The organism is Microcella alkaliphila (assembly GCF_002355395.1).
Lineage (GTDB): Bacteria > Actinomycetota > Actinomycetes > Actinomycetales > Microbacteriaceae > Microcella > Microcella alkaliphila_A.
Genome location: NZ_AP017315.1, coordinates 1,717,859 through 1,730,036 on the forward strand (window position 1 = coordinate 1,717,859; position 12,178 = coordinate 1,730,036).

Here is a 12,178-nt window from a genome sequence, read left to right on the forward strand (position 1 = left end):
CACTCTCACAGCCGGGTGAGCCCGGTCACTCGCAGCACGGCGACGCCCTCCTCGGCGCTCGCGTCGAGGTCGACGACCGCGTCGATCCCCCAGTCGTGGTGGCCGGCCGGGTCGGCGAGCACCTGACGAACGCGCCAGACGCGTTCGCCGGGGCGAGCATCCTCGGGCTTCTCATCGATGTGCACGAGCGCCGTCGCCCGCGCGGCGGCGTCGATGCCAATGTCGTCGTGCTCGGCGAAGTAGGCGTCGAGACCGGCGGGCCAGTCGGCGTCGGGGTCGAGTGCGACAAGCTCGTCGTCCGCCTCGCGCGCGGCCAGCTGCACGCGGCGGAACACCTCATTGCGCACGAGCACGGTGAAGGCCCGACGGTTGGTGGTGACGTCGGGCGGGGGCGGCGGCGTCACCGGCGTGTCGCTCGGCGCGGCGGGCGTTCCCGCGTCGGCCGCCTGCGTCAGCGCCTCCCACTCGTCTTGCAGGCTCGAGTCGACCTGGCGCACGAGCTCGCGCAGCCACTCGACGATGTCGGTCAGCTCGTCGGTCATCGCCTCCGGCGGTACGGTCTGACGCAGCGCGCGGTCGGCGTCGCTCAGATACCGCAGCAGTCCGCCCTCGCTGCGCTGCAGTTGGTAGAAGCTGACGTACTCGCCGAACGTCATCGCGCGTTCGAACATGTCGCGCACGACGCTCTTCGGCTTCAGCTCGACGTCGCGAATCCACGGCTGGGCGGCCGCGAAACCCTCGAACGCCTCCTCGAGGAGCTCGGCGAGCGGCTGCGGGTGCGTGACGGCCTCGAGCCGCTCCATCCGCTCGTCGTACTCGATACCGTCGGCCTTCATCTGGGCGACAGCCTCGCCGCGGGCACGGAACTGCTGCTGCGAGAGCACGGCGCGCGGGTTGTCGAGCGTCGCCTCAACGACGCTCACGACATCGAGGGCGTAGTGCCCCGTGCCGAGCAGGCCGTTCGCGGCGCCGGTGTCGTCGCGACGGAAGCCGACGGTGTCGGCCGGGTCGAGCATCCCGATCACCGACAGGGCGAACGGGCTGAGGGGCTGGTTGAGGGCGAAGTTCGGCTGCAGGTCGACGGTCAGCCGCACCTCGGGTGTCAACAACTCAGGACTACTGCGAGATGACCCCACCGTCTGGGGCTCGTCAGCGCCGTCATCGGCCGTTAGTCCTGAGTTGTCAACACGAGACTCGGGTGGGCGCACGATCTCGACGACGCCGGCCGTGACGAGGGTCTTGGCGATGCCGAGCGCGCGGCGCACGAGCTCTCGCTGACGGTGGGGCGGCTCGTGGTTCTCGGTGAGCAGCGCGCGGGCGTGGGCGACGACGTCTCCCCCGCGGGCAATCAGGTTGATGAGCATCGCCGCTGACACCTGCATGCGGCTCTCGAGCGGCTCGGGCGGTGCGGCAACGAGCCGCTCGAACGTCTTCTCTGTCCACACGACGGTGCCGGCGGGTGCCGACTTCTTGGGCGCCTTCTTCACCTTTTTGCCGCTCGTCCCGGCCTTCTGCGCCTTCGCCTCGGCCTGCGCGTTTTCGACGTCGTGCTCAGGGGCCTGCACGACGACGAAACCTTCATCGTCGAAGCCGGCGCGGCCCGCCCGCCCCGCGACCTGGTGAAACTCGCGCGCGGTGAGGTGGCGGGTTTTCTCGCCGTCGTATTTGCTGAGCGCCGTCAGCAGCACTGTGCGAATCGGCACGTTGATGCCGACGCCGAGGGTGTCGGTGCCGCAGATGACCTTCAGCAGACCCTTCTGGGCGAGCACCTCGACGAGGCGTCGGTACTTGGGCAGCATGCCCGCGTGGTGCACGCCGATGCCGGAGCGCACGAGCCGGCTGAGGGTCTGCCCGAAGCCGGTCGTGAAGCGAAATTCGCCGAGCTCGCGGGCGATCTCGTCGCGCTGCTCGCGCGTGATCACCTTGATGCTCGACAGCGCCTGCGCGCGCTCCATCGCGGCGGCCTGGCTAAAGTGCACGACGTAGACGGGGGCCCGCCGCTCCTCGAGCAGTCTTTGCACCGTTTCGTGCACAGGCGTGCGCACGTACTCGTACGACAGCGGGATCGGCCGCTCGGTGTGCGTGACCTCGCTGACGGGATGCCCGGTGCGCCTCTCGAGGTCGCTCGCGATCGCGCTCACGTCGCCGAGCGTCGCACTCATCAGCAGGAAGCGCGTGCCGGTCAGTTCGAGCAGCGGCACCTGCCACGCCCACCCGCGCTCGGGATCGGCGTAGTAGTGGAACTCGTCCATGACGACGTGACCCACATCGAGCGCGTCACCCGAGCGCAGCGCCTGGTTGGCAAGGATCTCGGCCGTGCAGCAGATAATCGGCGCGTCACCGTTGACGGCGCTGTCTCCGGTCACCATGCCGACGTTCTCGGCGCCGAAAGTGTCGACCAGCTGGAAGAACTTCTCGCTCACGAGCGCCTTGATGGGTGCCGTGTAATAGCTGCGACGCCCCTGCGCGAGCGCGATCGCGTGGGCGGCGACGGCGACGAGGCTCTTGCCGCTACCGGTCGGGGTGGCGAGCACCACGTGGGCTCCGGCGACGAGCTCGAAGATCGCCTCCTCCTGCGCCTCATACAGCGGCCGCCCCGTGCTCTCCGCCCAGGCGGCGATCGCGTCGAACGCCGCACCCGCCTCGAACGGGGCGGGCATTGCGCTCATGAGGGGGGTCACACGCTCCAGTTTGTCAGCGTGCGCGTGCCTGCTCGACTTCCTGGGAAGTCAACCCCTTTTTCTTCCGCGTAGGCTCCGCTTGCCTGGTCGGCATGGATACCAATGCGAATTCCGGAGAAGAGTACGGCGACATCCACGACCCCGCAGAGCTCGCTGCCCGTCAGCAGCAGGAGGCGGAGCGCGCACAGGCTGAGAAGATTGCGGCCGACAACACGGCGGCGGGAGACGCGGGCGAAACCCCGAAGGACCGTCGCGTGGACGGAGTGGGCGACGGAAACGCGCCCCGCGAGAACGACGACCGCACCGAGCCGCTGGGCGAGCCGACGCCGCCCGACGGGCTCGACGACCCGCTCGGCACCGACGGTGGGGCGACCGACCGCGACCTCGGCGAGTTGGGTGGCGGCCATGAGTGAGCGGCGCGACGACCCGGCGGAGCGGGGCGAGGAGGCGCACGACGCGGGGTTCGCGTCAGACGACCTCGAGCATCCCGACGATCTGGAAGACGGCGAGCAGAACGTCGACGGCGCCTACCGCGACGGGATGCTCGGGGGCGGCGCGATCGGCGGAGCGATCGGTGCCGCCGCGAACGACGCGGCCACCGGGGTTCCGGTGCGCGACGATGAGCGCCGCGACGAGCAGGAAGGGCGCCGCTGATGGCCACGCATGACGACCGCGACAAGCTGACCGACACCCTTCCCGACAACGATGCTCAGAAGGGGCAGCGCGAGACGACGATCGGGCATGACGTCGACGACTGGACCGACCCCGACGGTGCCGCGGAGCGCGCCCACGAGGCGGATGAACGGTCCGACGCTGACGACGCGCCGGGTGTGCCCGACCGGGATTCTGACGAGCGCGAGGACTGGCAGGGCTAGCGCGCTACGACCCCGGCGCCTGGATCAGGAAGAACGGGAAGACGCCGGGGTTGTGGGCGTGCACGATCGCGAGGAACACGACCAGGTCGAACAACAGATGCACGATGATCACGTAGGTGAGGGACTTCGTGCGGTGGAAGATCCAACCCTGCAGCAAGGCGAAGGGGATCGTCATGAGCGGGCCCCAGGCCTGGTAACCGAGCTCCCACAGGAAGCTGACGAAGATGATCGCCTGCAGGATGTTCGCGACTAAGAGCGGGAAGTGTCGCATCAGCAGCACGTAACAGGTGCAGATGAAGAACAATTCGTCCCAGATGCCGACCGCGTTGACGCCGACGAAGAGGCGCGCCACCTCGCTGAACTCACTGACCGCCGGCCAGTTCTGGTACGAGCCCGACTGGATGAAGTAGAGCGGCAGGATCAGCCAGCCGAGGAACGGCACGGCGAACAGATACGACTTCTCCCACGGCTGCCACTTCTGCCCGCCCCGCCAGGGAAAGCGGATCACGCGCCGCTTCAGCACGAACCGGTCGAGCACGAACGGTACGGCCACGGCGAGGCTCAAGACGAACCCGAGCAGGAAGAAGTTGGGCCACGAAATGTCGGCCTTGACGCTCACCGTGCTCACCACGATGAGGCCCGCCGCGATGATGCCGAGGTCGCGCATGAGTTCGCGGTCGACGACGTACGCGACGATCAGGCCCGCGAGAAGCCAGGGGTAGCCGATGAGCCGGTTCTCGAAACCGAACAGCACGATCGCGCTCGTCGCGACGATGGCGGCGGGGATCAGCTTGGCGCTGAGGATCGGAAGGGAGTCCGTCGGGGCGATCGGAGCGGCGGCGGGCATGCGCCCATGCTGACAGTCGCCCGCTGGGAACCGCGCACAGTGCGCCGAAATACCCCCGGAACGGGGGTAGGCCTGAGACGCTCTCACGGCTTAGGCTGAGCGCAACATCGCGCAGGGGGGCTGACTCGATGACCGCATCCACCCCGGTACCCGGTTGGTACCACGACCCGGCAGACGCACGCCTCGTGCGCTGGTGGGACGGTTCGGCGTGGACCGAGCACGTGCAAGATGCTGCTGCTGTCTCTGCACCGACCGCCGAAACGGCGGCGGTCGCGGCCGCGCCCGCCGAACCCCGAGCCGCTGCCCCCGCGGTGTCTGGGGCGGCCACCGCGATCGCGCCAGCCCCGGCGGCGACCTTTGCGGCGCCAACCGCCGCTCACACCGCGACGACGGCAACGCCGGAGGGCTTCTTGCTGCCGGATCCGCTGGCGTCGCCCGGCCGCCGACCCGACGCGCCCGTCGCCCGCCGCAGCGCGCTCGAGACCGCACCCCCGCCGCAGCTGCCGAGTCGGCGCGAACGCCGTCAGTTGGAGTCGGCCACCTCGACCCAGTCGGGCGAGTCAGCGCCGTCAACCGCATCCACGGCGTCGAGCGAATCGGCCGGCTCGGGAGCGTCAACATCGTCCGCCCCGGCCGCGAGCTCACTCACCGGCCCGCAACCGGTGGTCGACCTGCGCATCCCGCCGCTGGAGGCGTTCAACGATCCGGGTGTCGCTGCTTTCGCCGCAGTCGAGTCACCCGTGCCGGGCCCGACCGTGGCGCCGCCTCCGGCGCCCGCGGAGCCCTCTCCTCGTGTCATCAGCTCAGAGCCCGTGGTGCCCAGCGCGCCCGCCGAGCCCGCGGTGCCCGATTTTCCGGCGGCGGTGCCGCACCGCTACGCGGCCGACGCACACGGGGCACGCCCGGCCGACGCACCCGGCACACGCCCCGCCTCCGCCGCCATCCCGGCGACGCTTCCTCAGACTCCGATCGCTCCGTCCAACGCGGAAGACGACGAAGGCTTCGCGCGCCCCTGGGTCAGCGTCGACGGTGGCGCGGTACCGCTGTCGGCCGTCGAGCTCGCCTCGGTCGACTACGAACCGCTGCCGCGCGGAGTGTTGAATCCGCCGCGCACACTCCCTCCGGCACCGACGCGCTCCGGCACCGTCTCCGCCTGGATGCTCGCCTTCAGCCCGCTCATCGCGCTGCTTCTGCTCGTGGGCGCTCTCCTTGCCGCCACTGTTCTCGCGGGCGGCGCCCTCAGCGCGTCGGCCGCTCCCCTGTCGGCGCTTGCAGCCGACACGACGGGGCTCGCCATCCTGGGCGGGGTGTTGCTGGCGATCCCGCTGCTGCTGATCGTCTGGGTTATGCTTGACCGGCGCGCGTTGTCCCGCTTCGGATTCCAGCAGCGCGCATCCGGGTTCTGGATTCTTCTTGGGCCGCTGTTCTACCTGATCGCCCGCGCGGTGGCGACCCGGCGTGAGGGGCGCGGCAGCGCATCCCCCACCTGGGTGCACGTGGGCGTCATCGTGACGGTAGCGGCGCTCGGCGTTGCCGCACCGTTCCTCGCCCCGCGTGAGGCGACCGTCGCCGAGATGCGCACCGTCGAGCAGAGCATCGCGCAGGATCTGCAGTCTCAGGACCTCGGGCTCAGAGTGGTCTGCCCGGACTCGTCGGATGCTCGCATCGGCTCGGTCTTCGTCTGCAACGCGGTCGCCGACGACAGCTCGGTCGTCGGTCTCATCACGGTGCGCTGGGCCGGGGTGGACGGATCGATTCAATACTGGGTCGAGCTGGGCGATCTGCCGACCGAGGCCACAGGCTGACCGCGCCTCCTCACACACTGGGGCGTGATTGACTCGGGGAGTGACCGCACCGTTGCGCCTCGTCGCTGTCCTCGCCCCCCGCTGGACGGCGACCTCGTCGCTGGCCGCTGAGCTGAGCGCCCGGGCCACCGCCGGTGCACTGCCCGCGGGGGTGGTCTATCCGCTCGATGCGGCGTGGTTTGGGCGAACGGCCGACAGCGTTACCGTGCACGCAGAGCTCGTCGAGTTGTCAGGCGCCAGTCGCCCAAACGACGGCCACGGGGCGCTGCGCGCCCGGCCCCCTCAGGCGCGCCAGGTGGTGCGCGACCGCCTGCGCCGTGTGGCCGACGACGCCCGAGACGCGGGCGCCCACACCCTCGTGCTTGTCGCCCCTGGAGCCGCGTGGCTCGCCGACCCGTCGGGGCTGCGCCGCGAACTGCGCACCGTTGCCGACAGTGTCGACGTCGTATTGCCCGTGCGCCGACCCGACGACGCGCTGGCGGCCGCCCTCGCCCAGTCGGTGCGACTCGCCGAGCAGACCGGGGAGACGACGCTCACGGCACGCGCGGCGCTCGCCAGTGACCAGCGCGCCCACGAACACCGTTATGCCGACTTGCTGCGGCGGTGGACGGACCCCGACGGGAAGGTTCGCGTGCTCGTCACACCCGTGTCGGGCGGTTCGGCTGTCGATGCGCTGGTGGCGACGCTCGGCCTGGATGCCGCCAGCCTGGCCGTGGATACGGACGGCCCCGCCGCCGTCGTGCCCCCGCCCAGCCGAGAGGCGTTGGCCGCGATCGCGGGCCTCGCTCGTCGACGCGCCCGCGTCGGCTGGGTGCCCGGGGTTCGTCGTCGCACCGATGCGCAGCTCGCGGAGGTTCGCCGCGCTGCCGACAACGCGGCCCTCGCGGGCGCCGCACCGTTCGCCTTCACCGACGCCGAACGGCGGATGCTCGCCCGTCGCTTTCGCACGGATCGCGAGGCGGTGCGCGCACACGTCGCGTGGCAGTGGCCCGAGGGCGCGCCGGCCGGCCCACTGCGCGACGCGTGGCTCGCGTGGTTCGCCGAGGACTGATTCGTGCCCGCGAACCTCCAACAACCCTGAGACTGGCCTGCACGAACGCCCCACGCTCACTAGCGTTGTCGGATGGCGTTCTCGCGTGACACCCACACGGCCGTCGTCGTCGGCTCGGGCCCGAACGGTCTCGCCGCGGCGGTGCTGCTCGCCCGCGCCGGCGTGCGGGTCACCGTGTTCGAGCGGGCCGACACGGTCGGTGGCGGCGCCCGAACCGGTGAGCTAACCCTTCCCGGCTTCCGTCACGACCTTGGCAGCGCCGTGCATCCGCTCGCGGTCGCGTCGGGATTCTTCCGAAAGTTCGAGTTGCACAAGCGCGTCGACCTGATCACGCCCGACATCTCGTACGCCCACCCGCTTGACGACCGCCCGGCGGGCATCGCCTTCCGGAGCCTGGAGGACACCGCCGACCGGCTCGACGAGACGGGCATCCCGCTGCCGGGCGGGGGTTTCGCTGCCGGCGACGGCAACGCCTGGCACGCGCTCTTTGAACCGCTCGTCGAGCGCGCGCGGGAGGTGGCGCAGTTCACGGGGTCGTCTCTGCTGCGCATCCCCGCGCATCCCGTGACGACCGGCATGTTTGGCGTGCGGGCGCTCGAGCAGGGCTCCCCCGCCTGGAATCTGCGGTTCCGCGACGCGGTCGCCCCCGCCCTGTTCGCGGGGGTGGCGGCCCACTCGGTGCGACCCATGCCGAGCCTCGCGACGGCCGGTACGGCGCTCGCGCTCGCGACGGCCGCGCACGCGGGCGGCTGGCCGATTCCGCGCGGCGGGTCCCAGTCGATTGTGGATGCTCTGGTCGCCGATCTGGTCGCCCACGGCGGCGAGGTGGTCGCCGACCACCCGGTGCGCTCGCTCACGGAGCTGCCGCCCGCCGACGCCGTGCTGCTGGATGTGACGCCGCGCGCGCTCGTCGAGCTTGCGGGGGGCGCGCTGCCGAGCTGGTTCGCCCGCCGGATGCTCGCCTACCGTCACGGGGACGCCGTCGCGAAGGTCGACTTCGCCCTGTCGGGCCCGGTGCCGTGGCGCGACCCCGAGCTGCGGTCGGCCCCGACGCTGCACCTCGGCGGCACGCGGGAGGAGATCGCGGCGGCCGAGCGCGACGTGGCGCAGGGGCGGCACTCGTCGAACCCGTATGTGCTCGTGTCACAGCCGTCCATCGTGGACGACTCGCGGGCGCCCAACGGGCAGCACGTGCTGTGGACGTACACGCACGTGCCGCACGGTTCGACGGTGGATCAGACGGAGGCGATCACGCGGCAGGTGGAGCGGTTCGCGCCGGGTTTCCGGGACGTGATCCGGGCATCCGCGGGTTTTTCGGCGGTGGAGATGGAGCGCCAGAACCCGAACTATGTGGGCGGCGATATCGCGACGGGCGCGGCGACGCTGTGGCAGTTGGCGGCGCGTCCGCGGCTGGCGGTGGATCCGTGGCGCACTCCCCTGCCGGGCGTGTACCTGTGCTCGTCGGCGACGCCGCCGGGGCCGGGCGTGCACGGGCTCGCGGGCGCGTACGCGGCCCGCAGCGCGCTGAGAAATGAGTTTGGGGTGCGGGAGCTGCCGCACCTCGGGGTCGCCGGGTCGGCGATCGATCTGACGGAGGGGACGCACTGATGGCGACGACGACGAGGCTGTTCCGATGCCCGCCCGAGGCGGTGTTCGCGGTGCTCGCCGACGGGTGGACGTACCCCACGTGGGTCGTCGGCGCGTCGCGTATGCGGTACGTCGACGAGGAGTGGCCATCGCCGGGTTCGCGGATCAACCACTCGGTGGGCATCTGGCCGGCGGTGATCGACGACGAGACGGTCGTCGTGGAGTGGGATGCGCCGAAGCGCGCCGTGTTTCACGCGAAGGGCTGGCCGATCGGTGAGGCCCGCATCGTGGTGGAGACGCGGCCGCACGCTTCAGGCTGCGTGGTACGCATTCACGAGTGGGCGGTGCGCGGGCCCCTGCAGTTTGTGCCCCGGCTGTTCACCGACCCGCCACTCGATTTGCGCAATCGCGAGGCGCTGCGCCGGCTCGCGTACCTCGCCGAGGGGCAGTGGGTGAACGACGAGACCGAGGAGCGGTCGGACCCGGAGGAGCGCGGGGCGACGGAGTCGTAGGGGCGGGCCCAGGGCACGATTCTGCCCTGAGCCCGCCGGCGAATCGTGGGTTTGCTAGTCAATCGCCAGAGTCCAGGCACCGTCGGCCTGGACGGTGATCACCGCAGGGCCCGCCGACAGCGGCACCGTTCCGTTGTAGGCGCCGATGTCGTTGATCAAGAGTCCGAATGAGAACGCCTCGTTCGTGTACTGCTGGACGATGAAGTTTCTTTCGCCCGTGTGCGTCGCGGTGAGGGCGCCCGCTCCTCCGACGTAGGAGCTCACTGCGTCTCCCGTTCCGGCTTCCGCGATCGGCTCGAGACTCGCGATGGGACGGATGCTGATGGTCCAGTTGCCGTCAGCGTTGATCTCGAGTCGGGTCGGGTCACCGCCGAACGACCCGCCCAGTCCGTACGCCGTCGCGCCGCTGTAGGCACCGATCGTGTTGACCAGCAGGTCGCCCGTTGCCGAGTTGTCCTGGTCGAGGACGTTGACGACGAAGTTGCGACTGCCATCGTGCGACGCGACCACCACGGCCGCCGAGATTCCCGCGGGCAGGCTGATCAGGGTGTCGCCGGCGCCGGACTGCTCGATGGCGTCGAACTCCCCGTAGGCGTCAGTGGCCCAGGCGGCGAAGTCGTCCACGGGCGCTTCGTCGGGTTGCGGTTCCTCTTCCGGCTCGTTCTGCTCCTCTTCGGGAGCGGGTGAGTCGTCGGGTTCGGCCGGCTGAGTCGGAGCCGGTGTGGCACCGTCGTCGGTGTTTCCCGCAGCTGTGACGGCGTTGACGAGGACGCTGCCGAGCAGGAGAACGGCTGTGACGATGATGGCGACGAGCTTGTACTGGTCGTACCCGTCAAGTCGGGCGCCGCTCTTGTCGGTCTGCTTGCCCGCCAGGACGAGGATGAGGTCAACGAGTACCCAGACGCCCAGACCGCCGAGGGTCAGCAACTTCGCGATCGCGGTGCCGATCTTGCCGAGGTAGAAGCGGTCGACGGCGAACAACCCCAGGAAGAGAGCGAAGATCCACGTCAGCAGGAAGCTCTTCTGCCCGACGGGGACGGGGGCGGTCGCAGCCGTGGGCGTGGGCGGAGGTGGGGGCGTTGCTCGCTGATCGGCGTCGCCGGGCTCGGGGTTCTGTGTGTCGGACATGGTGTCTCTCCTGTGCGTGTGCGACCGGCCTCGGTCCACGCGCGTGGTGTGGGGGAACGCGATGACGGGTTCGACATCGCACCCCTGACGCTAGGGACGACCTCCGACACGGCTACCAGAGCAGACGATGTGGTTCGCGGAGTTGCTACTCCGCTGTAGGAATTCCTACACCGAGGTAGCTGACGCGGGTGCGGGGTGGCACGCCGCCGCTCGCGCGGGTCACCTCGCGCACGCGGTCCACGATCAGGGCGACGACGCTGGGGTGCGCGAGCACCCGGAAGTGTCCGACGAGCGGCACCGGGATGCGCGTGGCCGCGTCGGGCGCGGAATCACGCGGCACGTACTGGTCGATGGCGGAGTCGATCGCGGTGACGCGTGCATCCACGTCGTTTTCGGCGGCGAGGCGCGCCATCACGGGGCGGCGCGGCGCGAACTCGCGCCACGCGCCGACCCCGTACCGGGCGAGCTCGCTGCCGCGCCAGGGGGTGTTGACGGCGATCAGGTGGGCGACGCGGCGGCGACCCGGAAGGTCAGCACCGGGGTTGTCCTGCGCGTCGTGCAACATGACGTGCTTGCCGATCAGCCCGCCTTTGGAGTGGGCGACGAGGATCGCGTCGCGCAGGTCGTGGGCGACGAGGTAGCGGTAGACGCGGCGGGCGGTGGCGGGGATGGGCCGACCGTTGATGCCGATGTCGCCGACGATGTAGACGGGGTGGCCGGCGGCGGAGAGGGCTTCGACGATGCGTTCGAGGTAGTGCCAGCTTTCGAAGATGCCGGGCAGGATGACGACGGGGCGTCCCCTGCTGCCGGGCGGGGTGCCGTCTCCGGGCAGCGGCGCGCGGGGCTTCAGGGTGGCGGTGAGGCGGCGGCCGAGCACGTACGCGTAGTCGGCCGCGACCCCGGCGACGATGCGCGGGATGCTGGGGCGGGCGTTCGCGGGCATCCGTCCACGGTAGCGCGGGCGGCTGGGTGCGAGCGTCGGGTGGCACTTCGGCGGCCCGAGAGGCCGCGATCTACACGTTCAGGACTAGCCGGAGGCCAGCATCGAGTTCGTCGAGCAGGGGCCGTGGAAGTCGTGCGACAGGCTGCTCAATCCGAGAACGATCGGCCGTGATGATCTCTGTCGGCACGATCATGCTGTTGTGCGGCAGGCCGCTGATCGACTTGGGAACAAACACCGTTCCCCGAAGGCGCGCCCTTCCCAACTTGCTGCTCATCGCGACGACCAGGATCGTGCCGATGGAGGTGTGCGTGAAAATGTCGTTCTGCACGACAACGACGGGGCGACGTTTCGCGGGCGCGTGGTCGACGATCGGCCCCAAGTCAGCCCAGCAGATGTCTCCTCGACTGATCACCAGTCCTCATCCTCGCTGAGTTGTGCCCATCGCTGCATCGAGTAGGCCACGATCTCGGCAGTGCTGTCATCGTCGTTGCCGTCGGGATCGGCCGCGATCGCCGTGACGGCCGCATCGATTTCCTCTCGAAGCCGCTCGGACTCGCGTTGTTGCAAATACGCTCGTGCCGCCTCCGCGAAGAACTCTGATCGCCCTGTGCCGTCTTCGGCTCGCGCAGCTTCGACCCGCTGGAACAGCTCATCAGGTAGCGATATTGCGGTCTTCATGCATGCAGTATAACTCGGTATAACACGGGCTGTCGTGGTCGTCATGGGGCCAGCGTGCCGACTGGTCCTCC

13 protein-coding genes are annotated in these 12,178 nt (G+C 70.2%); 7 read left to right on the forward strand and 6 right to left on the reverse strand.

Annotated features, from left to right (window positions below):
- Positions 1-5: 5 nt before the first annotated feature.
- Positions 6-2,669, reverse strand: a complete 2,664-nt coding sequence (locus tag CPY97_RS08475) for a DEAD/DEAH box helicase (RefSeq protein ID WP_096423520.1) — start codon at positions 2,667-2,669, stop codon at positions 6-8.
- 104 nt (positions 2,670-2,773) lie between these two features.
- Here CPY97_RS08475 and CPY97_RS08480 point away from each other — a divergent pair, with 104 nt between their 5' ends.
- Genes CPY97_RS08480 through CPY97_RS08490 form a run of 3 tightly spaced genes read left to right on the forward strand, consistent with a single transcriptional unit; the run spans position 2,774 to position 3,556 of the window.
- Positions 2,774-3,094 carry a hypothetical protein gene (locus CPY97_RS08480; RefSeq protein WP_096421875.1) on the forward strand — a complete coding sequence of 107 codons (321 nt, stop codon included), beginning with the start codon at positions 2,774-2,776 and terminating at the stop codon, positions 3,092-3,094.
- Positions 3,087-3,335, forward strand: a complete 249-nt coding sequence (locus CPY97_RS08485) for a hypothetical protein (RefSeq protein WP_150129234.1) — start codon at positions 3,087-3,089, stop codon at positions 3,333-3,335. Before CPY97_RS08480 ends, CPY97_RS08485 begins: the two co-directional genes overlap by 8 nt.
- On the forward strand, positions 3,335-3,556 hold the full coding sequence (locus CPY97_RS08490; protein ID WP_096421879.1) for a hypothetical protein: 222 nt from the start codon (positions 3,335-3,337) through the stop codon (positions 3,554-3,556). The genes CPY97_RS08485 and CPY97_RS08490 overlap by 1 nt, the downstream gene beginning before the upstream one ends.
- Positions 3,557-3,560: 4 nt before the next feature.
- Here CPY97_RS08490 and CPY97_RS08495 read toward each other — a convergent pair whose 3' ends face one another.
- Positions 3,561-4,403, reverse strand: a complete 843-nt coding sequence (locus CPY97_RS08495; protein ID WP_096421881.1) for a CPBP family intramembrane glutamic endopeptidase — start codon at positions 4,401-4,403, stop codon at positions 3,561-3,563.
- 128 nt (positions 4,404-4,531) lie between these two features.
- Here CPY97_RS08495 and CPY97_RS08500 point away from each other — a divergent pair, with 128 nt between their 5' ends.
- From CPY97_RS08500 to CPY97_RS08515, 4 genes are all read left to right on the forward strand, one after another.
- Positions 4,532-6,208, forward strand: coding sequence for a DUF2510 domain-containing protein (locus tag CPY97_RS08500; protein WP_096421882.1), 1,677 nt, complete (start codon positions 4,532-4,534; stop codon positions 6,206-6,208).
- Between the two features lie 40 nt (positions 6,209-6,248).
- Positions 6,249-7,259 carry a hypothetical protein gene (locus CPY97_RS08505; protein WP_096421884.1) on the forward strand — a complete coding sequence of 337 codons (1,011 nt, stop codon included), beginning with the start codon at positions 6,249-6,251 and terminating at the stop codon, positions 7,257-7,259.
- 72 nt (positions 7,260-7,331) lie between these two features.
- The gene (locus tag CPY97_RS08510) at positions 7,332-8,867 is read left to right on the forward strand and encodes a phytoene desaturase family protein (RefSeq protein WP_096421886.1); all 1,536 of its coding nucleotides are present in this window, start codon (positions 7,332-7,334) and stop codon (positions 8,865-8,867) included.
- Positions 8,867-9,358 carry an SRPBCC family protein gene (locus tag CPY97_RS08515; protein WP_096421888.1) on the forward strand — a complete coding sequence of 164 codons (492 nt, stop codon included), beginning with the start codon at positions 8,867-8,869 and terminating at the stop codon, positions 9,356-9,358. Before CPY97_RS08510 ends, CPY97_RS08515 begins: the two co-directional genes overlap by 1 nt.
- A gap of 54 nt (positions 9,359-9,412) precedes the next feature.
- Here CPY97_RS08515 and CPY97_RS08520 read toward each other — a convergent pair whose 3' ends face one another.
- The 4 genes from CPY97_RS08520 to CPY97_RS08535 all read right to left on the reverse strand — a co-directional run bounded on the left by CPY97_RS08520 (position 9,413) and on the right by CPY97_RS08535 (position 12,152).
- The gene (locus CPY97_RS08520; protein WP_096421890.1) at positions 9,413-10,486 is read right to left on the reverse strand and encodes a TM2 domain-containing protein; all 1,074 of its coding nucleotides are present in this window, start codon (positions 10,484-10,486) and stop codon (positions 9,413-9,415) included.
- Positions 10,487-10,631: 145 nt separating this feature from the next.
- The gene (locus tag CPY97_RS08525; RefSeq protein ID WP_096421892.1) at positions 10,632-11,429 is read right to left on the reverse strand and encodes an esterase/lipase family protein; all 798 of its coding nucleotides are present in this window, start codon (positions 11,427-11,429) and stop codon (positions 10,632-10,634) included.
- Positions 11,430-11,499: 70 nt separating this feature from the next.
- Positions 11,500-11,841: a type II toxin-antitoxin system PemK/MazF family toxin gene (locus CPY97_RS08530; protein WP_231923889.1), complete on the reverse strand. Its 342-nt coding sequence runs from the start codon at positions 11,839-11,841 to the stop codon at positions 11,500-11,502.
- Positions 11,838-12,152, reverse strand: a complete 315-nt coding sequence (locus tag CPY97_RS08535; RefSeq protein WP_150129235.1) for a CopG family ribbon-helix-helix protein — start codon at positions 12,150-12,152, stop codon at positions 11,838-11,840. Before CPY97_RS08535 ends, CPY97_RS08530 begins: the two co-directional genes overlap by 4 nt.
- Positions 12,153-12,178 lie beyond the last annotated feature (26 nt).